Source organism: Actinoplanes oblitus (assembly GCF_030252345.1).
GTDB lineage: Bacteria > Actinomycetota > Actinomycetes > Mycobacteriales > Micromonosporaceae > Actinoplanes > Actinoplanes oblitus.
The window spans coordinates 1657666-1682071 of the sequence record NZ_CP126980.1; the positions used below are offsets into that span (position 1 = coordinate 1657666).

13 protein-coding genes are annotated in these 24406 nt (G+C 71.8%); 8 read left to right on the top strand and 5 right to left on the bottom strand.

Translation table 11 applies throughout. The annotated features are described in order from the left end of the window. Positions 1 to 10: 10 nt before the first annotated feature. Positions 11 to 3028, bottom strand: a complete 3018-nt coding sequence (locus Actob_RS07720; protein ID WP_284919369.1) for a BTAD domain-containing putative transcriptional regulator — start codon at positions 3026 to 3028, stop codon at positions 11 to 13. A 153-nt stretch (positions 3029 to 3181) separates the two neighbouring features. On the opposite strand from Actob_RS07720, the gene Actob_RS07725 reads away from it, so the two are divergent. Together Actob_RS07725 and Actob_RS07730 are read left to right on the top strand one after the other, a co-directional pair. Continuing rightward, positions 3182 to 3892, top strand: a complete 711-nt coding sequence (locus Actob_RS07725; RefSeq protein ID WP_284919370.1) for an ElyC/SanA/YdcF family protein — start codon at positions 3182 to 3184, stop codon at positions 3890 to 3892. Positions 3893 to 3941: 49 nt separating this feature from the next. After that, on the top strand, positions 3942 to 4316 hold the full coding sequence (locus Actob_RS07730) for a hypothetical protein (RefSeq protein WP_284919371.1): 375 nt from the start codon (positions 3942 to 3944) through the stop codon (positions 4314 to 4316). A gap of 129 nt (positions 4317 to 4445) precedes the next feature. Here Actob_RS07730 and glnA read toward each other — a convergent pair whose 3' ends face one another. After that, positions 4446 to 5870 carry a type I glutamate--ammonia ligase gene (glnA, locus tag Actob_RS07735; RefSeq protein ID WP_284919372.1) on the bottom strand — a complete coding sequence of 475 codons (1425 nt, stop codon included), beginning with the start codon at positions 5868 to 5870 and terminating at the stop codon, positions 4446 to 4448. Between the two features lie 191 nt (positions 5871 to 6061). On the opposite strand from glnA, the gene Actob_RS07740 reads away from it, so the two are divergent. Next, positions 6062 to 6457 (top strand): RDD family protein, encoded by a 396-nt coding sequence (locus Actob_RS07740; RefSeq protein WP_284919373.1) that lies wholly within the window; start codon positions 6062 to 6064, stop codon positions 6455 to 6457. A 154-nt stretch (positions 6458 to 6611) separates the two neighbouring features. Here the strand turns inward: Actob_RS07740 and Actob_RS07745 are convergent, their stop codons facing one another. Genes Actob_RS07745 through Actob_RS07755 form a run of 3 tightly spaced genes read right to left on the bottom strand, consistent with a single transcriptional unit; the run spans position 6612 to position 10190 of the window. Next, a complete protein-coding gene (locus Actob_RS07745; protein ID WP_284919374.1) occupies positions 6612 to 7163 on the bottom strand; it encodes a hypothetical protein in 552 nt (183 codons plus the stop codon). 21 nt (positions 7164 to 7184) lie between these two features. Then, entirely contained in the window at positions 7185 to 9128 is a 1944-nt protein-coding gene (locus Actob_RS07750) for a hypothetical protein (RefSeq protein ID WP_284919375.1), read from the bottom strand. Between the two features lie 3 nt (positions 9129 to 9131). After that, positions 9132 to 10190, bottom strand: coding sequence for a hypothetical protein (locus Actob_RS07755; RefSeq protein ID WP_284919376.1), 1059 nt, complete (start codon positions 10188 to 10190; stop codon positions 9132 to 9134). A 237-nt stretch (positions 10191 to 10427) separates the two neighbouring features. On the opposite strand from Actob_RS07755, the gene Actob_RS07760 reads away from it, so the two are divergent. The 5 genes from Actob_RS07760 to Actob_RS07780 all read left to right on the top strand — a co-directional run bounded on the left by Actob_RS07760 (position 10428) and on the right by Actob_RS07780 (position 24395). Next, positions 10428 to 10769, top strand: coding sequence for a WXG100 family type VII secretion target (locus tag Actob_RS07760; protein WP_284919377.1), 342 nt, complete (start codon positions 10428 to 10430; stop codon positions 10767 to 10769). Between the two features lie 27 nt (positions 10770 to 10796). After that, positions 10797 to 11081 (top strand): WXG100 family type VII secretion target, encoded by a 285-nt coding sequence (locus tag Actob_RS07765; protein WP_284919378.1) that lies wholly within the window; start codon positions 10797 to 10799, stop codon positions 11079 to 11081. Between the two features lie 75 nt (positions 11082 to 11156). Then, positions 11157 to 11567, top strand: a complete 411-nt coding sequence (locus Actob_RS07770; RefSeq protein ID WP_284919379.1) for a YbaB/EbfC family nucleoid-associated protein — start codon at positions 11157 to 11159, stop codon at positions 11565 to 11567. Then, positions 11560 to 11922: a hypothetical protein gene (locus Actob_RS07775; RefSeq protein ID WP_284919380.1), complete on the top strand. Its 363-nt coding sequence runs from the start codon at positions 11560 to 11562 to the stop codon at positions 11920 to 11922. Before Actob_RS07770 ends, Actob_RS07775 begins: the two co-directional genes overlap by 8 nt. Before the next feature lie 17 nt (positions 11923 to 11939). Beyond that, complete coding sequence (locus Actob_RS07780) at positions 11940 to 24395, top strand: glycosyltransferase (protein WP_284919381.1); 12456 nt, start codon at positions 11940 to 11942, stop codon at positions 24393 to 24395. Positions 24396 to 24406: the final 11 nt, after the last annotated feature.

The window sequence follows — 24406 nt, forward strand, 5'->3', positions numbered from 1 at the left end:
TCCAGGGTGCTCAGGGCGTACCGAAGACGTCTTGGGCATCTCGGGTGAGGTCGAAACCGTCGCCGCGGCGGAAGGCAGCCTCGAAGCCCGCGTCGCCGAGTGCGGCGCGGGCCTCGCGCTCGACGCGGTCGGCGTCCTGGACCGTGCGGTCGGCAGCGCCGCGCACCGCGACCGCGGCGCCCAGCAGGTAGGCGGCGCGCGCCGGATCGTTCTCCCGCCGGGCCAGGTCGGCGATCCCGACCAGCACCTGCGCGATCACCGGGGAGTCCAGCGTGCCGGCCGCGACCTCCAGCGCCTCCCGGTGCCGGGCCCGCGCCTCGGCCAGCCGGCCCGCCGCGCCCTCGATCAGGCCCTGGGCGCTCGCCGCGATGGCCCGGAACTGCGGCGCGAGCGTCGAGTGGGCGATCAGCTCGACGGCCCGCGCGATCTCCCGGCGGGCGTCGTCCAGGCGGCCCTCGTCGCGGGCTATCGACGCGCTGGCGTGCAGCACCGAGCCCATCACCTCCGGGACGCCCGCGTCGAGCGCCTGCCGCCGGGCCCGGCGCAGCGTCTGGTGTGCCGCCTCGCGGTCGCCCGCCAGCCACATCTGGTGCGCCATCTTCGCGCTGAGCTGCGGCAGATCCTCCTGTACGCCGACCTCCTCGACCAGCGCGACAGCCTCCTGCTGCCAGCCGACCGCGCGGGCGAAGTCGCCGCGGGCGGCGGTCAGGTCGGCCAGCGCGCTCAGCGTGAAGGCGATCCCCCAGCGGTCGCCGACCGCCCGGAACCCGGCCAGCGCCGCGGCCAGGTCGGCCTCGGCCACCTCGGCCGGCTCGCCGAAGTTGAGCCGCACCTGCCCGACGATCATCCGGGCGATGGCGCGCAGCCACGGGTCCGGGTCGTCGTAGAGCGCCTGGCTGAGAGCGATCACCCGGTCCTGCTCCGGCGAGGTGTAGAGCGCGGCCATCGGCACCACCAGCCGCAGCCCGGGATGGCTGTCCGGGGACGGTTCGATCAGCTCCAGCGCCCGGCGGAACGACTCGCGCACCTCGGCGAAGCCGAGCGGCCCCTCGACGCCGTTGAGCGCCGCCAGGGTGTGCGCCAGCGCCAGCTCCTGCCGGTCCGCCTCGCCGTCCAGCGCGAGCGCGTCGAGACACAGGCTGGTGCCCTCGACCCGGTGCCCGCACAGCCACCAGTACCAGCCCAGGCTGGCGACCAGCGCGACCGCTGTGGCCTTGTCCCCGGCGGCGATCGCGGCCCGGACCGCGGCGTGCAGGTTGTCGTGCTCCGCGCGCAGCCGGGCCATCCAGGTGAGCTGCCCGGCGCCGCGCAGGTGCGGCTCGGCCTCGCGGGCCCGGTCCAGCAGCCAGCCGGCGATCGCCACCCGCATCGACTCGGTCTCGCCCGCCTCGGCCAGCCGCTCCAGGCCGTACTCCCGGATGGTCTCCAGCATCCGGTACCGCCCGTCCGGCCCGAGGACCAGCAGCGACTTGTCGACCAGCGCGCCGAGCAGGTCCAGGTCGGCGTCGCAGACCTGCTCGACAGCCGGCACGCCGGCGCCACCGGGGAACGCGGCCAGCCGCCGCCACAGCCGCCGCTCCGGCTCGCCGAGCAGGTCCCAGCTCCAGTCCACCACCGCGCGCAGCGTCTGATGCCGGGGCAGGGCGGTCCGGCTGCCGCCGGTGAGCAGCCGGAACCGGTCGGCCAGCCGGTCGGCGAGCACCGCCGCCGGCAGGGTGCGCAACCGGGCCGCGGCCAGCTCGATGGCGAGCGGCATCCCGTCCAGCGCCCGGCAGATCCGGACCACGTGCGCCACGGTGCCGTCGCTCAGGGTGAACCCGGCGGCCCGGTCCAGCAGCAGCCGGACCGCCGGGAAGCCGGCCGCGGTGGCCACGTCCGCATCCGGCGGCGGCGACTCCAGCGGCTCCACCGGGTAGAGCGCCTCGCCCGGGATGCCCAGCGGCTCCCGGCTGGTGGCCAGCACGCGTAGCCCCGGCGCGGCGCGCAGCAGCACGTCGGCGACCTCGGCGGCGGCCTCGATCAGGTGCTCGCAGTTGTCCAGGACGAGCACCATCTCGCGGGACGCCACCGCGTCTCGCAGCCGGGTGAGGGGATCGCGCGAGGAACCCAGGAGAACCTGCTCGCGTGGGTGCAACGCGGTGAGGACGGCCTGCGGGAGCTCGGCGGGATCGCGTACCGGAGCAAGCTCCGCACGCCAGACCGGACCCGGCAGCCGGCCGCCGGCCTCGACCGACAGCCGCGTCTTCCCGCTGCCGCCCGGACCGGTCAGGGTGACCAGGCGGTGCTCGCCGAGCAGGGCGCGGACGGCGCTGATGTCGGCCTCCCGGCCGACGAAACTGCTCAGCTCGGTGGGGAGGTTCCCGCGTGGCGGTTCCTCGGCGAGCAGCTCCAGGTGCAGGTGGGCGAGTTCGGGGGAGGGGTCGGTGCCGAGTTCGTCGGCCAGGCGCCGGCGGATCCGGTCGAAGGCGTCCAGGGCGCGGGCCGGGCTGCCGTTGTGCCGCAGGGCCCTGATCAGGAGGGCGGCCAGCGGCTCGTCCAGGGGGTGCTCGGCGAGCAGGGCCTCCAGGTCGGGCACCACGTCGCGGTGCGCCATCTCGGCGGTGAGCCAGGCCTTTTTGGTGGTGAGGTGCAGGTGGCGCAGCCGGGCCGCCTCGGCGGCGGCGATGTCGGGGAACTCGGGGTCGCCGCGCCAGAGTCGCAGGGCGTCGCCGGGGCTGCCGCTGTTCTCGAAACGGTATATATCTATATTTTGTGGGTCGATGGTCAGGCGGTAGCCGGTGGGAGTGGCTTCGACGCGCAGTTCCGGAGCGGTCCGGCGGAGCCGGGAGACCAGGGCTTGCAGGGCGTTCGTGGCGGCGGCGGGTGTCTTGTCGCCCCAGATGCCATCGATCAGGCGGTCCGCGGAAACGGTGCGGTTCGCATCGAGGGCGAGGAGGATCATCAGGGTACGCAGTCGGGTGCCGGTGATCGGCACGAGTTCTCCGGTGCCGGAGCGCAGCTCCAGCGGCCCCAGCACCCCGATGTCCACGCGTCGATTCTGCCCGCCCGGCTCATCCGTCGTCGCACCGCTGTTCCCGCCCGTCGTCCCTTGCCCGTCGTTCCTTGCTCGTTGTCTCTCTCCCGTTGTCTCTTGCCTGTCGTGCTTTGCTCGTCGGCCCTTGTTCGTCGTTCCGTCGTGAGATTGGCTGTTGCTCTGAGTTTCGAGATCCTGCCGGGGACGCCCGGGCTCGCCCTCGCCGAGGTGGCACATGTGCTGGTGCCCGGCCGTGGCCGCACCGCCACCGGCGACGGACTCACCCCTGAGGGTGCCGCCCGGGTAGCCGTCGCGGCTGATCTCTTCCGGACATTGGGCGCCGATCGCGGCGTGATCGTCTGCGCCGGCTACAAGTCTCCGGCCGACCACAAGGGCCGCCCGTGGACCACTCCGGAGGCGCCCGGCGAGGTGTTCTGCGGCGTCCCCGAGGCCGATCTCATGCGAGACGCGCTGCTCGCTTCCGGTGGGGACCCATTTCTCGTACGCGCGGAGCGCCACTCCGTCGACACGGTCACCAATCTGCTGCACGCCGAGAGTCACTTCGGCGATTCCCGGCCGGTGGCGATCGTCTCGCAGCGATCCCACCTGCAGCGCATCCTGCCGATCATCGCCCCGCGTACCCTGCGCCGGCCTTACCTCGGCGTGGTCGTCCCGCCGCTTTCGCCGGGGGCCGTTCCGTCGTCCATGCCGGGGGTCGTTCCGCCACCGGACTCCGAACACTTCCTGGCTGACCTGGCCAGCCGCGTGATCGCGGCCCGCCTGCCCGCGGACCCGGCCCGCGCCGCGACCGTCGCCACCCGCCGAGCCGTTCTGCTCTGGCGTCTGGCCCAAGCGCTCGGCAAACGCGAATACCTCTGATCCCGATCCCGGCTCGTTCCCGCACGCCGGGAGGTGCTTCAATGCGCCGGTGCCACAGCGACCCACCCCGCCCCTGGTCACCGTGATGTGCATCCTGCTCTGCATCGGCGGCGGCCTGACCGTCTTCTACGCGGCGCTCAGCCTCCGGAGCCTCTCGTTCCCGATCGTGCTCCAGGGCCTTTACGGCGTGTTCTACCTCTTCCTGAGCTGGCGCCTGCAGCGGGCCAACCGCTGGGCGTGGTGGGCGCTCGCGGTCCTCTGCGTGGTGTCCCTGCTGATCGAGGCGGTCCGCCTCGGGCTGCACGGCCTGACCGGCGTGCCCGGCCTCGTCTGGCCGCTGCTCTACCTGATCCTGCTGACCCGCCCCACGGTCCGCCACTGGTTCTTCACCCCGCAACCACCGCCGGTCCCGGAAATCCCCTGACCGGCCCGGTCACGGCACCGCGCGGCGGGCGATGCGCCGGACGCCGCACCGTCCCGATCGTCGCCGGGAACGGAAGCGGCGGCCACCGCGGCCGGAGCCGGGTGACCGCCGCTTCAGCGACGTGCGAGGTCAGACGTTGTAGTACATCTCGAACTCGTGGGGGGTCGGGCGCAGGCGGACCGGGTCGATCTCGTTGGTCCGCTTGTAGTCGATCCAGGTGGAGATCAGGTCGTCGGTGAAGACGCCGCCGGCGGTGAGGAACTCGTGGTCGTTCTCCAGGGAGTTGAGCACGGCGTCCAGCGAGCCCGGCACCTGCTTGACGCTGCCCCACTCCTCCGGCGGCAGGTCGTACAGGTCCTTGTCGATCGGAGCCGGGGGCTCGATCTTGTTCTTGATGCCGTCCAGGCCGGCCATCATCTGGGCGGAGAAGGCCAGGTACGGGTTGGACGACGGGTCCGGCACGCGGAACTCGACGCGCTTGGCCTTCGGGTTGCTGCCGGTGACCGGGATGCGGGTGCAGGCGGAGCGGTTGCGCTGCGAGTAGACCAGGTTGACCGGGGCCTCGTAGCCGGGCACCAGGCGCCGGTACGAGTTGACCGTCGGGTTGGTGAACGCGAGCAGCGACGGCGCGTGGTGCAGCAGGCCACCGATGTACCAGCGGGCCGTGTCGGACAGGCCGGCGTAACCGGTCTCGTCGTAGAACAGCGGCTCGCCGCCCAGCCAGAGGCTCTGGTGGGTGTGCATGCCGGAACCGTTGTCACCGAAGAGCGGCTTCGGCATGAAGGTCGCCGTCTTGCCGTGCTCCCAGGCGGTGTTCTTGATGATGTACTTGAACAGCTGCATCTGGTCGCCGGCGTGCAGCAGCGTCGAGAACTTGTAGTTGATCTCGGCCTGGCCGGCGGTGCCGACCTCGTGGTGCGAGCGCTCGACGGTGAAGCCGGTGTCGATCAGGCGGCGGACCATCGAGTCACGCAGGTCGGAGTAGTGGTCGACCGGGGAGACCGGGAAGTAGCCACCCTTGTACGCGGTCTTGTACCCGCGGTTGCCACCCTCCTCCTCACGGCCGGAGTTCCACGCGCCCTCGATCGAGTCGATGTAGTAGAACGCCTGGTGCGCGGAGGTCTCGTGGCGGATCGAGTCGAAGATGTAGAACTCCGCCTCGGCGCCGAAGTAGGCGGTGTCGGCGATGCCGCTGGAGGCGAGGTACGCCTCGGCCTTCTTCGCCACGTTCCGCGGGTCACGCGAGTACGCCTCGCGGGTGAACGGGTCGTGGATGAAGAAGTTCAGCGCGAGCGTCTTCTGCTGGCGGAACGGGTCGACGAACGCGGTCGCGACGTCGGGCAGCAGCATCATGTCGGACTCGTGGATGGCCTGGAAGCCGCGGATCGAGGACCCGTCGAAGGCGAGGCCGTCGGTCACCACACTGTCGTCGAACGACTCCACCGGGATGTTGAAGTGCTGCATCACGCCGGGGAGGTCACAGAAACGTACGTCGACGAACTTGACGCCCTCGTCTTTGAGGTATCGCAGGAGTTCCTCGGGATTGGCGAACACACGTCCTCCTGGCACAGTTTTCCGATACCGGGCGGCCGGGGCCGCCATCTGGCAAGGCTGGTCGCGACGTTATGGGTACGGAGTTGCCCCGGCGTATCCCTATTGTTTCCGCCGTGTTACGTAACCGGATGATCAGGCACGGCGCGAGCGCGAGGCCGACGTTCGGACCCTATCGCGTACGCTCGGCGGTCGTGGCAGCTTCCGCGAACGACGTACCCCTTGCCGCGGCCCGCCCGGAGCCCGCGGGTGGTGGGCAGCGCCTGATCGCGCTGCTCATCGACTGGGTCCTCTGCCTTCTGGTGGCGAGCCTCTATGCCAGTCCGAACCGGGTGGCCTGGCCGCCGGTGGTCCTGCTGATCCTGATCAACACGTTCTTCCTCGGGCTGTTCGGCCAGACGCCCGGGATGCGGCTGGCCCGGATCCGCTGCGTCGCGTTCGCCGACGGCGGCGCGATCGGCCTGGGCCGCGGGCTGATCCGGGCGGTGCTGCTGGCGCTGCTGATCCCCGCGCTGATCGCCGACGGCGACGGCCGTGGCCTGCACGACCGCGCCGCCGGATCGATGGTCGTCCGGCGGGCGCGCGACTGATCAGGGCGCCGGCCGCTCTCCGGCGTACACCCCGCGGTAGAGCTCGGATCGCTCGGCCGTGTCCTCCCACCCGGCGAACCGCACGCGGATGTAGTGGTTCGCCGGTGCCCCCAGTTTCACGCCTCTGACCCGTCCTTCCGGCATCCGAGAACGACTACGGTGACGGCCGCTCCGCGAGCCCCGCTGTTCGTGCGTCCATCGGGTGCAGCAACGGTGACGGCAGGATCCGATCCTCGAGGAAGCGGATGACCGGGTGGTCCAGCACCGCGTCGCGCCGGACCACCGAGTGCACGTTCCCCGCGCGGGTGTCGGCGAGGGCGGCCAGATCGTCGAGCAGAGCCGCGAATTCCGCGGTACCGGTGTAGAACACGACGCCTTCCTGCCGGTCCTCGACACCCCAGGGCCGGACGAACCGATGGCTCTGCCCGGCCAGCTCGTCGTTCGGGGTCACCGCGTACCAGGACTGCAGCAACTCCAACAGGCGCACCATGTCCGGATCCACCAGCTCGCCGTCGGCCTCGGGCGGTAGTGCCGACTCCAGCCAGGGCGGGCCGAGCCGGGTGAGGTCGTCGACGAACGTGAACTCCGGACCCATGTTCACGGTCACGGTGTAGACCCCACGGTAGAGCTCGGATCGCTCGGCCGTGTCCTCCCACCCGGCGAACCGCACGCGAACGTAGTAGTTCGCCGGTGATCCGACCTTCACGCCTCTGACCCGTCCTTCCGGCTAGGAGTTGCCGCCACCGAGCACGCGCCGGATCTCCGGCTCGTAGACCGGTTCGTCCCGCTTGCTGGTGACGACACCGCCACCCGGCGTCTGGATCTCGAACGCCCGCTCGTCGGTGACGATGCCGGGAGCCTCGTCGTCCTGCGGTCCGACAGGCATCGGGTCGATGGTGGTCCGCCGCTTGCTGAGCTCGGGAGAAACGGTACCCGGCTGGTGCTGCCCGGCGGCCGCGGCCTGGGTGGCGGCCCGGCTGCGGAGCCCGCGGGGGATCTCCTCCAGCCGGGAGACCCCAGCGCCGGCGATCGGTGCCGCGGGCGCCTCGAGCATGCCCGAACCGGCCTCGGTGGTCGCCTGCTCGGACCCGAAGTAGTCGGCCCAGGCGGTCGTCTGCCGGTCCCGCTGCGGCGTCTCGCGGCGCCGGGCCGGCGCCGGCGGCGTGGCCGGCGTGCTCGGCCGGTTCAGCACCGGCGGCGCGGTGCCCTCCGGACGGAACGCGTCGTTGCTGCCGTTCACCGTCGGGTGCAGTTCCTCGGTGCTGCCGGGGCGGCGGCGGTCCCGGTCGCCGGCCGGATTCTTCAGTACGGGCGGCATCCCCCCGGGCGGCCGGCTGAAGCTCTCCTCACCCTCGTACGGCGTGCCGTACTGCCGGGAACGGTCGTCGCCGCGGCGGCGGTCGCCGGGCCGGCCCGGCTGCGACGGGTTGGTACCGCCGGGGCGGCGCAGGGTGCGGCCGGGCGGCTGACCGGTGCCGGGCGGCTGTGCGGGGCTGCGCCCGAAGGAGTTCCGGCCGAGCTGCCCGGGGTTGGGCGGCAGGCTGGGCGCCGAGCCGCCCGGCTTGAGCCCGGGGGACAGGGTGCCCGGCGCGTTCTGCGTCAGGCCGGGCCCGAAGGCCGGCGGTTTCGCGCCACCGGGCAACGCGGGCGGCAGCTGGCCCGGCAGGTTGGTGAGCGGCGGCACCGATTTCGGCGGCTGGACGCCGGTCTGCCCGGGTTTCACCGGCAGCACCGGCAGCAGCGGCGGCTGGGTACCCGGCAGCTGGCCGTGATCCTGGTTGCCACCCGGCTGGTCGCCCGGCAGGTCCGGGAGTTTGACCTGGTCGCTCGGGTTGGTAGGCAGTTTCGGCGTCTTGTTCTGCCCGGGCAGCGGCGGCGGGGTGCCGCCGAAGGCCGGCGGCGGCGGCGCGCCGGCGCCGCCACCGGGCAGCTTGGGCAGTTGCGGGGTCGGCGGCTTGCCCGGCGTGTTGAGCACCGCGTCCATCGGCCGGACCGGCGGTCCCATGCCGCCCGCGAGCTTGCCGATGTAGCCGTAGATCTCGTTGCCGTAGTAGTAGGCGATCCGCTGGGCCCGCTCCTGGTAGTCCTTCTTGACGTCGTTGATGTCGTCGCGGGCCTCGTTCTTCTCCGAGTCGCTCCACGTCGTGTTCCAGTGGGTCAGCCAGTGGCCGAGCTGGTCCATTCCGGTGACGTCCGCCGCGGCGCCCAGATCCGTCTTGTACTTGTCCACCAGATCGTCGATGGAGTCCTGGGCCGCCTTGGTGATGAGCACGAGGTGCCGCAGCTGGGTGACGTTCACCTGGGCCGCGTCCATCCACACGTCGAGGTAGGCCAGCGACTGGCCCGGACCCATCTTCAGGAAGGCCTCCCGCGCCTTCGGTGACTTCCACGACTCCCGCTCCAGCGCCTGGCTCTCCGCCAGCAGGAACGACCGCACCTCGCTCATCAGCGTCCAGGCGTTCTGCCACTGGTCGGCGAGCACGGCGATCCGCTCCGGGTGCATGTTGTGGATCTGCCGGTGGATCTGCTCGATGGTGGTGTGGTTGTCCCCACCCGCCTGCTGGGTGAACGGCGCGTCGGACGACGAATGGCTGCCATAGTGGGTCGTCCCGCTGTACGGGCTGTAGCCGTAGTTCGGGTCGGCGGCGGCGCCCCAGTAATCCACACCCATCGGTCAGCCCCTCGTCCCCTCCGGGTAGTAGTCGTCCGCGATCTCCTTCGTCACGGCCTTCTCGCTCTTGGTCTCCTTGCCGTAGACCACCCGGTCGCTTTCCTTCATGTCCGTCTTGTCGTCGGTGTCGGTGTTCGGCGTCCTGGTCACGTCGGTCCGCACGCCGTCGGCGTCGACGTCGGTGCTCCGCTGGCTGGTCACCCCGCCCTTGCCGTCGGTGGACGTGGTCACCTCGTGGACCACCTCCCCGTTCGCGTAGCGCTTCTCGCTGGTCGTGGTGCCGGTCACCGTCTTGCCGGACGACGTCGTCTCCTTGGTCGTCTGCACGTTCGTCGTCGCGTCGTACGTCGTCTCGGTCCGCGTGGTGAACGTGGAGACGACGTGCCCCTTCTTGTCGTAGACGGTGGTGGTGACGATCGTGGTGCCGCTGTTCGGGATCGTGGTCGTCTCGATGGTGCGGCGCTGGCCGTTCGCCACCGAGGTCTGCAACGTCTGGTACGGCCCGTTGGCGACCGTGCCCTGGTCCACCCACTCGGCGCTGTCCGCCGCGGGGCCGGCCTCCTTGCTGCCCTCGGCGAGCGCGTCGGAGTACGTCTTGCCGAGGTAGGACGGCAGGCCGTCGGGCCGGGGCACGGACTTGTCACCGAAGGCGAACAGGACATCGTTCATCGAGGCGGCGGAGACCGCGTCACCGTGCTCGTAGATGTCGGCGACCGTCTGCGCGGCCGAGCCGATGTTCATCAGCGACTGCCCGAGGTTGGACAGGTAGGTGTTCAGCTCGCTGGCGTTCGCGCTCATCTGGGAGCGGATCCAGGCCGCCTCGCCGAGCACCTCGCCGTCCCACGCCGTGGTGGGCAGCTCGAAGAGCTGGCTCAGGTGGGTGCGCCGGCTGGACAGGTCGAGCTGGGCCTTCATCATCAGCTTCGCGTACTCGCGGAGGCCGTCCAGGTCGACGTCGACCTTCGGACCGTCGTGGAGCCACGGTGTATTGGTGTTGGCGGCTGTCTGCTTGTCGTACGGATTCGCGATGCCCTGATCGTCGAACGGAGCCTGCTCTCCCATGACGCCTCCCCGACGGGTCGTGTCCGGCCATCGTCGCGCCAGATTAGTATGACGGCCGATGATCAGGCGGACGTTATAGAGTACGCCTTCGTCGATGCGGGGGTTCGAACCAACTTGAGCCACCCGGTGTACGACAGGACATAGCCCAATGGCGCGGCGAGAACGCTCCGGAAAGCCTCGGCCCCGGCGCGCCGACTACGAGAATCGGGGTGAACCACCTTGTCAGGAACTCCGGGTATGGGACAGGTCCATGCCACGCAGGAACAGCTCAACGCGATGGCCCAGCGATGCGAGGAAACGGGACAGAGCGTCGCCCGGGGCATGGCCCAGCTGCTCGACCGCATCCAGTCGCTCGGCGGCGGTGGGTTCCAGGGCACCGCGAACAACGCTCTCCAGGACGTGTCGGTTCAGCTGAACGACGGTCTCACGAAGATCATCAACGCGCTGGACGAGCTCGCCGGGAAGATGAGCAGCGCCTCCAAGCAGTACGGCGTGCACGACGAGGACGCCGCGCAGGAGATCCGCGCCGCGGCCGCCTCGACCGGCGACAGTTCCGTCATCAGCATCCTTCGCGGCTGACGCAGACGAAGATCGGAGAGGCGAATCATGAGCATCACCTACAACTTCGGCCAGATCAACGACGTCGCCGCGGCCATCGGCACCTTCGAGGGCCAGATGGACCAGCAGCTCAACGATCTCTACACCGCCTTCACCCAGCTGTTCGCCCAGGACTGGACCGGTGCCGCCGGCACCGCCTGCGACGAGGCGCGGCAGAAGTGGAACCAGGGCGCCACCGAGATCAAGACGGCGCTGGCCAGCGTCGGTGTCAAGCTCGGCGCGTCCGCCGAGCGGATGCAGCAGATCGACCAGCAGATCGCGTCCGGGATGTGAGCCCGACCGGCCGCCGGCCATCGCCGGCGGCCGGTCGGTCCCTCATGATGGAGCGGTTGATCGGGGAGGTGTGGGATGGCAGACGTTCCGGGGCGGCCCAACTGGGGTGCGCTCAACGCGATGCTCGCGGACCTGCGGAAGGCCACCGCTGACATTCCCGCCATGCAGCAGCGGATGCTCGAGGTCACCGGGACGGCGTGGTCGCCGGACAAGATGATCAAGGCGGTGGTCGGGCCGCGGGGTCACCTGCTGGAGTTGGACATCGACCCCCGGGTGCTGCGCCAGCCCAACTCCAAGGCGCTCTCCGCGAGCATCGTGCAGACGGTCCGCGCGGCGATCGAGGACGCCGGCCGGCAGAGTCGCGAGGTGCTCGCCGAGAGCATGCCGGGCGACCTGAGGGCCCTCGGCGGGCAGGCCGGCATCGAGAACTTCGTCGGCAGCCACGACGCCGAGGTCCGGCGGCAGATGGGAGAGCGCCGTGGGTGAGTTCGTGCAGATCCGGACGAGTCCCGCCTCGCTGATCGAGATCGGCCATCGCATGCAGGGCGCCGGCGAGGACCTGGAGAAGAAGGTCGCCGAGATCGGACGCGGCATCACCGCACACGAGAATGATCGCGCGCTGCCGCCGAACGACAAGTACACCGCGGAATACCGGACGAAGTACACCGAGGCCGTCAAGGACTCCGAGGGGAATTCGTCGCCCTCCAACGAGGCGGTCGTCAAAAGTTGTGGATTTTGCGGCACCATGCTGATTCGTGTCGGTGAGACCGTGGCGAACGCCATGGTCAACTACCAATCAGCCGACGAGGACGCCGCCGGCGACATCCGCAAGGCGGTCTGAGTGCGGTTCCCGGCCCGATGAGCGGCGGCGACGATCACGAGTTCCTGACCTCCCTGGTCGACTGGTTCGCGGAGATCGAGCAGTGGATTCCCGGCGCGCACACCGCCGTCGGCGAGATCATCCTTGGCGAGATCCCGCTCGCGAACGCCAACGCCATCTACGACCTGGCGGACCAGTGGGGCCTGCTGGCCGAGGCCATGCAGGAGGCCTACCAGGACATCTCGATGATGGCGAACCCGATCCTGGAGAACTGGTCGGGTGACGGCGCGGCCCAGGAATTCGTCGAGCAGTGGTTCGCCTACCTCGAAGGGTTGCGGGGCAACGCGGACAGCGCGGCAGGCATGCGCAACTTCGTGCAGAACTACGGCCTCGAGGTCGAGCTGCTCAAGTACATGGCGGCACTCAACCTGTTCATGCTGGCGGCCTCGCTGATCCCGCTGATCGCGGCCGCGATCCCGACCGGTGGCGCCTCGCTCGGCCCGGCCATGGGCATGGTCGCCGCCACCAAGCTGGCGGTCAAGAAGCTGGGCGAGGCGACCCTTCACAAGATCTCCCAGATGACCCTGCGGACGAGCCTGCGGGCCCTGGGCAGACTCTTCACCAAGCTGCCCGGCATGGTCGCCAAGGGAGTGCCCCGCGCGATCGGCCGGGGCGCCGCCGCGGCCGGTCGCGGAGCCGCCGCCGCCGGCCGAGGGGCGATCAACCTCGGCAAGTACGGCCTGCGCGCCGGCGGCCGCGGGCTGCGCAACTTCGGCAAGTCGGTGGCCGGCAAGATGACCCGCGACGAGCTGCGGAAACTGCCCGGCCAGGTGCTGCGCTCACTGCGACCGCGGGAGATGATGGCGCGCGGCATCTCCAAGGCGGTCGCCAACAAGCTCGCCGCGCAGCAGCTGCGCGGCCTGGCCCGGAAGGGCTTCAAAGGGGCGCTCAAGAACCAGACCCGCCAGGCACTCAAGCGCGAGCTGTCCAAGGAGATCCGCCAGCAGCTGCTGAACAAGTGGGCCGGCGTCGAGATGCGCAAGGCCGCCGAGACCGCCACCGCCAAGGAGCTGGAGAAAATGGCGGCGGGCGCGATCGAGAAGTCGGCGCTCGGCCGGGAGTTCGGCAAGTTCGTCGGCACCCGGATCGCCCTGGGCGGCGCCATGATGGGCGGCGGCGACCTGATCGCCCAGGGCCTCCAAATGGCCTCCGGCAACCGCGCCGAGCTGGACTTCGGCCACCTCGGCAACAGCACGTTCCAGGGCGCGGCCTTCGGCGCGGGCATGTTCGGCGGTCCGCTCGGGCACGCCGTCGGTGGCGCGTTCGCCGGGGGCACGACAGCGGCGGCCGGTGAGGTCATCGCCAGCTCCCAGGACCCGAACCACCAGTTCAGCTGGACCAACGTCGGCCACGGCGCGGTGCAGGGCGCGGCGGCCGGCGCCGTCTTCGGCGGGCAGACGCACCTCGAGCACGCCAACCTCGGCGGCGGCGAACTTCGCATCGGGCAGGAACTGCACGTGCTGCCCGGCCACGAGGGCGGGTTCAACGTCGTCTCCTCGATGCCCGACGGCGGCTCGCACCTGCTGCTCACCAGCGACGGATACGTCACCTTCCAGAACGCCGACGGCACCGGCATGCACCCCACCGAGATCGCCGACCGGCCGGACGTGCAGGCGGCCAAGTCCGAGCACTGGGGCCCGTCGGCGGCGCCCGGCCCGGAGTCGGCACCACCCGCCCGCGTGGAAGCGGGAGGTGGCGGCACCACCGTGCGGCAGACCCCGGCGGCCGGTGACGGGGCCGGCAGGTCCGCAGGGGGCGGGTCGTCGAGCGGTGACGGAGGCAGCCGGTCCGGTGGCGCCCCGGCGGGCGGTGATCGCACGCAGGTCCGTGCCGGTGGTGACGCTCCGGCGGGCGGTGATCGCACGCAGGTCCGTGCCGGTGGTGACGCTCCGGCCGCCGATCGCTCCGGCGGCGACCGCGCACCGGACACGACCGCTGCGCGTCCGGATCACGACACCGCCGCCGGGTCCGCTCGCGATGGGGCGGACAGCTCGCGTACGACGGATGCCCGCCCGCCCGGTGGTGACCCGCCCACCCCGGCACGTGACGGAACGTCCACTTCGGATCATCAGGTGCCGGCCCGGCAGGAACCGGCCGGCGACCCGGTGCCGGCGGGTGACCGCGCGGTGGCCGGTGGAGACCGTCCCGCCGTGGGCGCCGACCGCCTGCCCGGCGCCGCCGATCACTCGTCCCCGTCGGGCGACCACACCACTGCCGCATCCGGCGACCGCGCCGCACATGACGGCTCCCCGGCCGGCCGCGCCAACGAGCCCGCCGCCCGGACCAGCGAACTCGCCGACCGTTCCAGCGAGCCAGCCGCCCGTTCCAGCGAGCCCGCCGACCGCGCTGGTGCGTCTGCGGATCGGGTCGCCACACCCGCTGACCACAGGCCGTCGACAGTGGAACAGGTTGGTGGCGATCGGGTTGGTGGCGAGCGGGTCGGCGGCGATCGGGTGGGCGGTGATCGCGTAGGCCCCGAGCACCTTGGTGCGGATCGGGCCGGTGGAGAGCCCGCCACGATCGATCGCGCCGGGGTCGATCGCATCGGGACCGAACCTGCCGGGATGGATAGCAGCGGGGGCGATCACGCCCGTGTGGAACGGCCGGACGGTGACCGTGAAGCACCGGCACGGGATACCGGCGAGCCGCGCGGTGGAACGGAGCGCCGGGACAGCGGCGTCGCGCCCGCCACGGGGCCGATCGACATCCCGCGGCGCACCGAGGCCGGCGGGTCGGTGGCGCGCGGTGAGACGTCCGGTGTGGACCGTGGGTCTGGACCGGCACACCGTGACGGCTCGACCGGTGAGCGCCCCGCGCGGCCCGATGAGCCGTCAACCCACACCGAGAGCGGCGCCAACCCTCCCCACGACGGCCCGCCACACGACCCGACCGGGGTCCGGCCGGAAGATTCGGCTGCGCCGCGGCCCGACGATCGGACCACGGCGCAGCCGGACGACGCTGATTACCCGATGCGCGACGCGGGAGCCGAGGTCGGGCACCCGGCGAATCCGGAGACGATCCGGCAGGGCACCGTGCGGATGGAGCTGCACCCGGACTTCCCCGCAGTCGTCGAGTACCTCGATCAGCACGGATTCAAGCTGGTGGTGGACCCAGAAGGCGCTCGGGTGGTGCAACGCGACGTCTACGATGTCACCGGTAAGCACCTGCTGCGTACCGAACGGGAGGTGCGCTACCTCGACGGTATGCGCTTCCTCGACCTGGAACACGAGGTGGACCATGTCCACCAACTCGTGGATCGGTTCGACGGCAAGCTGGCAACCGAGGCACAGCGGGAGCGCCCGGGCAACACGCCGAAGGACTATCTGAACGCTCCGGGGAAGCTGAACGCATCCCAAGACAGGATCGTCGAGTACCACGTGCGCTTGCAGGAGTACATCCGGCTGGCCGAGCGAGGCGTCGACCGACATGTGTTGGAGCAGCACGCCAGCGGTGTCGAGATGCAGCGCGCCAAGTATCAGAAGGTCGCGCTCGGCCGGCACAACGATGAACGCGCAAGATGGACCAGAACTTATTTTCCCGACATTCACGAATTGCGGCAGCGGTACGAACAACTACGAGCATTTGAGCATGACGACGGCTCGGTGACCCGCTCGTATCCGGAAGTGCGCGATGGTCGGCCGATGTCCAAGGCGCCGATCGGTGATCACGGTGAGCGGGCCGGTGAGGCAGCGCCGAGTGAGGCACGCGATGCCGGCGCGGAACCACGGCGGGAATCGCCGTCGGGCAGCCACCGGCATCCTGCCCCGGGAACCGAGGCGCCGCGGCTCGTTCCGATCGACGTGCCGGCGCCCGAGCAGCCGGTCGCGGCCGCGCACGAGGTCACCGCGACGGTCAACAGCGAACTGGGCGAGCTGGTCTACCACGGGCGGGAGGCGGGTGCGGCGGATCAGCCGTACCGGGCGGACTGGGACGCGGACAACCAGCGGCTGCGGGTGCACTACGGCGACGGCGTCGCGGTCGACGTCAAGATCCAGGTCAACGAGTCGATCCCGCCCGGGCATGCCGTCGTCGTCCGGCCACATCTGGAGCCGGTCGACGGTGGTGGCTGGCGGCAGCACGGGGACGCCGGGGTGGGGCTCTCCGCCCACGTGCCTTCGGAACCCACGGCGCGTGCCGCGTACGTACGGGAAAGTCTTCATGAGGCCTGGCGTGCGCTGCACAGTGAGGTGGGGGAACACCTGAGCCCCCGGGCCGAAAGGCCCGCGCACGATCTCGGCTCGCCGCATGACGGGCAGCCTGCGCATGACGGAACGCCTCCGCATGACGGGCAGCCTCCGCATGACGGAACGCCTCCGGACGCCTTGCGGCCCGAGGAGAGGATGCGGGTTCTCGAGGTCCTGCGGGGAGAGGTCGTCGAGCAGCCCGCCGACGTGGTGAACCGCCATGCGGCGGCCAGGACGGAGCCGCCGCCGGTCGAGCGGCTCGGGCCGGACGAGGTCACGACGCGGCTGCGGATGCGGGGCGGGCCGGAGCAGCTCGGGCGGTGGGCCGGGGATCATCTGGCCGAGCAGTCGGAGCACGGCGGGATGCGGCCCAAGTCGGCCGAGGAGATCGCCCGGACCGTGGACCGGCTGGCCGACCAGGCGGTGGACCAGGTGCGGCGGGGCGCCGAAGAGGCCGGCTCCCGGCAGCCCGTGCGCGAGCAGCCGCACGAGCGGGCCGCTCGTGAGCAGGCTGCGCGGGAGCAGGCCGCTCGTGAGCAGGCTGCCCGGGAGGAGGCCGCGCGGGAGCAGGCCGCTCGTGAGCATGCCGCACGTGAGCGGGCTGCCCGGGAACAGGCCGCACGCGAGCATGAGCGGCCTGGGCGGGAAACGCGCGATGACGTTCGGTATGAGCATGAGGTGGGGCAGCGGCCCGGTGGCGGGGACGGGCCGCGGCTTCCGGGGGAGCCGCGTTCGTCGCTGCGGGACTTCTTCTCCGACACCATGGAGGCGAGTCCGGAATGGACCGAGGCGGTCAAGCGGGAGTTCAGCCGGGAGCTGTCCGGGCGTGACTTCGGCGGCCTCGACGTCCGGGTCGACCGGGTGGACGTGGGCAGCCGCTCCCTCGAGGTGAAGATCTCGGCGATCGACCCGGTGACCGGGGCCGAGGCGGGCAGCGCGATCCGCCGGTTCAGCGTCGAGGGTGGCCGGTTCGAGGTCCATCACTACGACTTCAGCATGCACGAGGACTACCAGAACCGGGGCTTCAGCCACGCGTTCAACGGCCACATGGAGGGCTGGTACGTCGACTCCGGCGTCGACCGGATCACCATCCAGGCCGGCAAGTCGGTGGGCGGCTACGCCTGGGCCAGCGCCGGATACGACTGGAACCACGCGACGGACCGGCAGGCGAACCTGGTGCTCGGCCGGCTGGAGCGGGAGATCGGGCAGTTCCAGAGCGACATGAACGCGCTGGTGAACGCCGCTCGCCGGCCCGAGGAGGAGGGCAGCACCATCCGGTTCCTCCTCGACCGCCACGGCTATCCGGACGTGGCGACGGCGCTGGAGGGGCTGGCGCACCAGCGGGCCGAGGCGTCGGACCTGCTCGCCCGCGCGCGGGCCACCGGTTACGGCAATCCCGGATTCCCGTCACCGCACGAGATCAGCCAGGTCGGGCGGACCGACCAGACCGGTCCGCGGGGCACCTGGATCGGCAAGCGGACCATGCTGGGCTCGGGTTGGCACGGGGCGAAGGCGCCGGAACGGCACCCGGAGGCGCCGCTGCGCACGGAACCGGAGGCGCCGCCGCGCACGGAACCGGAGGCGCCGCCGCGCACGGAACCGGGGGCGCGGCCGGACCACGACGCCGGGCTGGACCGGATCCGCCGTGCGCTGGACCCCGACTACGACCCCGCGCGGCGGCCCGAACCGGCGGAGACACCACGGCCCACGGAATCCCGCGACGGGTACCCACGGCACGAGGCACCGCGCGACGAGAACGCGCGGCAGGAGGCACCGCGCGACGGCTTCACGCCGCACGGCGACACTCCGGGTGACGGTTACCCGGCGCACGACGCGCCCTGGGCGCGCGGTGAGACGCCGGACGTCATCGACATGATCCCGCGTACCGCCGAGGAGGCCGCCGCCTGGAACGCCGCCATCGGTGACGCGATCTCCGCGAAGTTCGAGGGCAAGCAGTTCGCCGGCCTGGGCATCGAGGTGATGGGTTCGGATCACCCCAACTACCAGCATGACCTGGGCTCGGTGCGAACCGAGCCGGACCGGGTGACCGTCAAGTTCACCGTGAAGTCGCCCGACGGCACCAGGACTGTCGGGCATGGCGGCTGGGAGTTCCGGCGGGAGCCGGACGGCGGGCTGACCGTCAAGATCGACGCGCTCTTCCTGGACAAGGACGTCCAGGGCCGGGGCATGGCGACCGACCTGAACTACTTCATGGAGCACTGGTACCAGCAGTCCGAGGCACCGCGGATCCGGCTCGAGCTGCACGCCGTGCAGGCCGGCGCCTACGCCTGGGCAAGGGACGGCTTCACCTGGGAGCCGCATGGCGGCGGCCGGGTGATGAACGCGCTCCGCGGCCAGATCAACGAGATCGACAGCCACCTGTCGCGGCTGTCCCGCCTCGGCGAGACCGAACTCCAGCCGCTCTACGAGAAGTACGGCGGACGCACGCCGGAACAGGTCGCCGCCCACATGCGCGAGCACCGTGCCGAGGCGGCCGCGCTGGTCGACCGCGCGGACCAGGTCAGCCGGGGCCTCCGGCCGCCCGGCGACTACCCGACGGCGCGGGAGGTCCGGGTCGTCGGCTGGTCCTTCCAACGAGGCGCCGACGCGCACTGGGTGGGCAAGGACGCGCTGCTCAACGGCGGTGACTGGCACGGCTACAAGGTGCTTCGCGGCCCGATCACCGCGGCCGAGGTGCCCGGCGGCGAGTTCCACGGGCACGCCCGCGACGTCGCGAACCCCGAGGCGGTACGCGCCATCGCCGAACCCGCCCTGCGCGAGCGGATACCCGTCGATGCCCGCCACACCGTCGACGTGGTGCCCGCCGACAGCCTGCCGAACGGGGCGGTGGCCCGATCGATCCCGGTCGACGCGGCCGGCCGGCCGCTGCCCGACGGGCACCTGCCACCGTCCGGCGGCGGCTACCGGATCGAGGTCTCCGACCGGGCCGGTGACCTGGCCGTGCCGCGAGCCATCGCGCACGAGGTGGCCGAGATCGGGGCGATCGAGCTGCGCGCCCGCGACGGCCTCGACCTGCATCCGCCGGACACGCTGCGGCCCGGCGAGGCCGGCCCGCAGCGGGGGCTCAGCCCGCACGACCTGGGACGGCTCGCCGAGCGTGACTACCTGCGGGCGCTGGCCGAGGAGCCGGAGCACACCGCGTACGCGAGAAGTGAGCTTGATGCTCTTGACCGGCACCTCGGTCTGTCCCCGGACGATCCGGGCGCGGCCACCCGCCGGGAGATCATCGGCGAGACCGGTCCGGCCGGGCGCCGCGACACCCGGCCGCTGCGCCTGCTGGCCTTCGACGACACCGCCGACGGTCCGCTGCAGCACGGGACGCTGCGCCGGCTGGCGGCCGGGCTGGGCGCCACCGGCGACCACGTGCGGCTGCGGATCCCCGGCATCGAGGGTGGCGAGCTGGGCCCCGGGCTGCACGGCGTCCCGGCCGATCCGATCCCCGGCATCACCGGGCGGATCAGCCCGCTGCTGCGGCCGGACCACCTGCCCGCGGACACCGACGTGCTGGTCGGTTACGGACAGACGGCCGGCGTCGCGGAGGCGCGGCGGGACGCTTTCCCGGACGCCCGGGTGGTGCAGATCCTGGACACCGTGCCTGTCGATCCGAAGCACCTGGACGTGATCGCCAAGGCCGACGTGGTGGTGGCGATGGGCCCGGAGGTCGCCGACGGGCTGCGCAGCGCGCTGCAGGCGCACGGCCGGGAGCCGATCCCGCCGGTGCACGAGGTGGTGCCGCCGATCGACGGGGGCCCGATCCCGCCGGTCCGCGAGCCGGGCGCGGGCGGCTACCGCATCCTGGTCGCCAACGACGACTTCGGCGCGCACGCCCAAGCCGCCGACGCCGTCCGGGAACTCCGCGAGCAGGGCGTCGACGCCCGGCTGCGGATCGCGCTCCCCGGCGGCGACGACGTCGCGATGGGCTGGCACCGGCTGGCACTCTCCGACCGGGCCGGCGCCGAGGTCGAGATCGTGCGCCTGCCCGACGATCCGGCTGGGCGCCGGGAGCTGTGGCACGGCGCTGACGTGCTCATCGACCCGCGCACCACCGGAATGCTGGACTCGGCGGTCACCTCGGCGGCCGGGCACGGCGTACCCGTGGTGGTGGCGGCCGAGAGCGGCGCCGGACGCCTGTTCACCGATCCGCTGCGGATCAGCGACGGGCTGGGCGACCACGCGGTCGGCGACCGGTCCACCTTCACCGACCACGTCAGACGTACGCTCGACGACCTGCCCGCCGCCCGGGACCGCGCCGCGGAGCTCCGCCTCGACCTGCTGCGGCGTTACCACCCGGAGGCCACCGCCCACGCCGTGCACGACGCGATCGCCGGCCTGGGCGACGGCGTGCACCGGGTCGACGACGCCACCTTCCACCGGACCCTCGATCCGCGCGACGTGGTGCTCCGCCACAACGACGAGGCGCCGGCCGCCGAGGGCACCACCCGCGTCATGACGGTCTGCACCGAGTACAACTCGACGGCCGGCGGCGTGATCACCGCGAACCGGGAGCTGAGCGAGAGCTTCGCCGCGGCCGGCGCGGACGTGTACGGCCGGGTCACCCGGGTCGACGAGGGTGATCTCGCGCTGACCCGGACGGAGACGCCGGAGGGCATCCACGTCCGGGGCGTGACCGAGGTCTGGGGCGTCACCGATCACAAGGGCGGCCCCGACACCCGGGCCATGTCGATGCTCCTGGAGAACCTGCCGCCGCACGTCGACGTGCTGGTCGGCAACTCCCGGTTCGGTGGCGGCGCGGCCCGGATCCTGCAGGAGCACGTCTACCCGGACGCCGAGTACGTGCACGTGCTGCACACCTCGCCCGAGGTGCTGGACGCCGTTCGCGGCAACCCGGCCGAGGGACGCGGTCACGCCGCGACCGAGAAGGCCCTGATGGCGGGCGCCTCGCTGGTCACCGGCATCGGTCCGCTGCTGGGGCAGGAGGCCGCCCGGCTGGCCGGTTCCGCCGACGGCGGCCCGCCGGCGCACACCATCATCTCCGACATGCCCCGCGACCCGCACGATCCGCCGGGCCGCGCCGGCCGCGAGGGGTACACACTCTACGTGCAGGGCCGGGCCGGCGACCCGATCAAGGGTGTCGACTTCGCCGCCGGACTCGTCCACGACCTGCGGGCGGACGGGGTCGACGTACGCCTGGTGGTGCGTGGTGCCAAGCCCGAGGAACTGTCCGGGATGGTGGACCGGCTCTCCGAGATCGCCGGCACGCCGGTCGAGGTGCGGCCGTTCGTCAAGTCCGGCACCCCGGAGGGCCGCGCCGAACTGCTCAACGACCTGCACCAGGCCGACCTGGTGCTGATGCCGTCCATCCAGGACGGTTTCGGCCTGGTGGCCAGCGAGGCGGCGCGGGCCGCCGTCCCGGTGATCGCCGGCGAGGGCACCGGCGCCGGCATGTTCTTCGGCGATCCCCGTTACGTCCCGCATGATCTCGGCGGCATGTCGGCCGTCCGGGACCACAACACCGTCCGGTCCCTGCTCGACGCCGTCCGCGCCGAGGTCGGCGACGCCGACCGCATCTCACCCGAGCAGGTCGGCCGCATCCTGCGCGGCGTCGACGAGGCCCGCCGGCAGGAGTGGCTGGACCAGGTGCGCTCGGTCCTCGACCACATCGACGATCACCACGAGCGCGCGGCCGGGCTGCGCGACCATCTCGACCGCGAGTATCAGGTCGGCAACGCGGCCCGCGGCGTGCTGCGGATCCTGCGCGGCGAGGTCACCCCGGAGGAACTGGCGGGCCGTGCGACGCACGGTCCGGAGGCCGAAGCGAGGCCCACGCCGCATCAGACCGCCACCGAGTCGAACCCGATCAGGGTACGCCCGGACGACCCGTCCACCTCGACGCCGGATACGCCGCGCCCATCGACGGAAGGTTCACGGCACACCGCGAGTCCCATCGACCGGACCGGTTTCGTGCCGGACGGCCGCCCCGCGGACGTGCCCTCGCTGACCCCGCACGAGCTGCACGCGGCTGTCCACGACGTGGTACCGCAGGACTTCGCGGGCGACGGGGTGTCCTTCGTGGCCACCGACGGCGAGAGAGTGCACGTCACGTTGAGCGACGGCACGGTGCGGCACTTCCGGGCCGAGATCGGCTCCGGGATGCGCGATCTCGCCGAGACCACCGTGCGCTCCGGCACCCCGGACGACCCGCATGTCGTCCGGGTCAACGACCGGGTGGCCGGTGAACAGCTGAGCCGCGTCTGGGTGCACGAGATCACCGAGACGCTGGCGATGCGGCACGCCGAGACTCGGCCGCAACCACACGGCGTGCTGCGGCGGACGATCGCGGCGATCGGCCGGCTCTTCGGCGGCGGCGACGGCCCGGCGGCACCGGAACGACCGCGAGTGGACCCGCACACGGCGGCACGGCTCAACGAGCGGGTGCATCTACAGCGGCAGTTCGACCGTGCCTGGTCGCGGCCGGAGGAGCAGGCCAGGCTGCGGCACGAGATCCTCGGCGTGGAGCGGGACCTGCGGGCGCTCGGTCATCCGGTGGACTCGGCGTTCGTGCACCGGCAGTCGGCATTGCTCTCGCGGGACGGTGTCCTGGGTCGCCGGCATGATCCGGCACCGGACTACGGCGGGCATTCCGGCACATCCGACCCGGCGCGGGCCAATCCGTCGCACCCGGCCGGGCACGTGGCCGACCCGCCCGCGGAAGTCAGCCACGACACCGGATCGGTACCGGACCACGACCCGGCACGCGATGCGCACTGGACTGAGCGCCGGTGGGAGCAGGAGGGCCGCCGGCCGTCCTTCGACGAGCTCATCCCCGAGACGGACGCCGAGGCGAGCCGGTGGGAGGGTGCCATCCGGGAGGAGTTCGCCCGGCACATCGAGGGGCGTGAGTTCGGCGGCTTGCGGGTCGAGTTCGACGAGTGGGGCACGCCGATCAGCGCGTACCGGAACGAGGTGGTGATCCGGCTGCGAATCCGGGACGCCGACGGCAACTCGGTCGGCACCGCGATCCGGCAGTTCTCCCGGGAGCACGACGGCAGGCTGGTGGTCCGCCATTCCTCGCTGAAGCTCCACGCCGACATGCAGAAGCGTGGATTCGCGTCCGGCTTCAACCGGCACATGGAGGGCTGGTACCGCGAGTCGGGGGTCAGTCATATCGAGGTCCGCGCGGTCAACAAGGGTGCGTACGTCTGGGCCAAGGCCGGCTACGAGTGGGCACCGAACAACGAGGGCCGCAGCGTCGAGCCGATCCTCACCGAGCTGCGGCGCCGCATCCACGGCATCGACGAGGCACTGCAGCAGATCGGCGCCGGCACCGCCGACCTGGGCGAACTCCGGGCGCGGTACGGCGGCGACAGTGCACAGGAGATCGCCGAGAACATGCGCCAGGAGCGCGACGCCGGTCAGCAGATCCTGAACCGGGCCGCCCGGCACGCCTTCGGCACCGAGGGATATCCGACCCCGCGTGAGATAGCCATGGCCGGCGCCCGTGACCACCACAGTCCGGACGCGCTCTGGCTGGGCAAGGAGGCGATGCTCGGCCAGGACTGGAACGGCGTGAAGCCGATCAGCGACGCCGGTGTCCAGCACGCCCGCGGCGACTCGTCGGTCCGACTCTCCGGTGCGGAGGTCGCCGAGCGGCTGTCATCCCGGCTCGGTCCCGAGCTCGCCGGGCATCTGGGCCGGCTCGTCGCGGATCCCGCCGCAGCACCTGATCTCGCTCGGATGCTGAGCACCCCGGAGACGGTCGATCGCGCGGGAACGGTGGTGGCCGAGCTTGCCGCCGGCGACGCGCTGAGGCCCAGCAAGGGCTGGCTGGAAAGGTTCAACCAGCTCAACCCGGGCGAAGGCGGGTTGTTCGAGCCGGTGGCCCATGAGATCAACCACCTCGGTGGCGGGGAACTCCGCACCCGGGACTTCGCCGACACGGTGCGGGGCGAGGACCCGGCTCGTGACGTCGGCGTCCATCCCGACGCCGGCCAGCGTGCCCTGGTGGACGAGTACGCCGCCCGGCTGGAACGCGACGTCCTCCCGGCCGCCAGAGCCGAGGCGCGGGACATCGCGGGCGAGGTGGCCCGGCAAACCGGCGAGCGCGTGCGGTTGTCCTACGAGTCGCGGGACGGATCCGCTCTGCACGCCGAGGTCGAGCGGATGGCCAAGGGCAGCTGGACGGAGCCGGCCCGGCCGGATGCGCGGGTCGGCGACGTTCTGGACGCGGTCCGCATCCGGATCACCGCGCCGGACACGGCCACCCTGTGAAGCGCCTACGA

Coding starts and splice junctions, on each gene's coding strand:
- Actob_RS07750 (WP_284919375.1), bottom strand. CDS start 9,128: ATGGGTGTGGATTACTGGGGCGCCGCCGCCGACCCGAACTACGGCTAC.
- Actob_RS07755 (WP_284919376.1), bottom strand. CDS start 10,190: ATGGGAGAGCAGGCTCCGTTCGACGATCAGGGCATCGCGAATCCGTAC.
- Actob_RS07760 (WP_284919377.1), top strand. CDS start 10,428: ATGGGACAGGTCCATGCCACGCAGGAACAGCTCAACGCGATGGCCCAG.
- Actob_RS07765 (WP_284919378.1), top strand. CDS start 10,797: ATGAGCATCACCTACAACTTCGGCCAGATCAACGACGTCGCCGCGGCC.
- Actob_RS07770 (WP_284919379.1), top strand. CDS start 11,157: ATGGCAGACGTTCCGGGGCGGCCCAACTGGGGTGCGCTCAACGCGATG.
- Actob_RS07780 (WP_284919381.1), top strand. CDS start 11,940: ATGAGCGGCGGCGACGATCACGAGTTCCTGACCTCCCTGGTCGACTGG.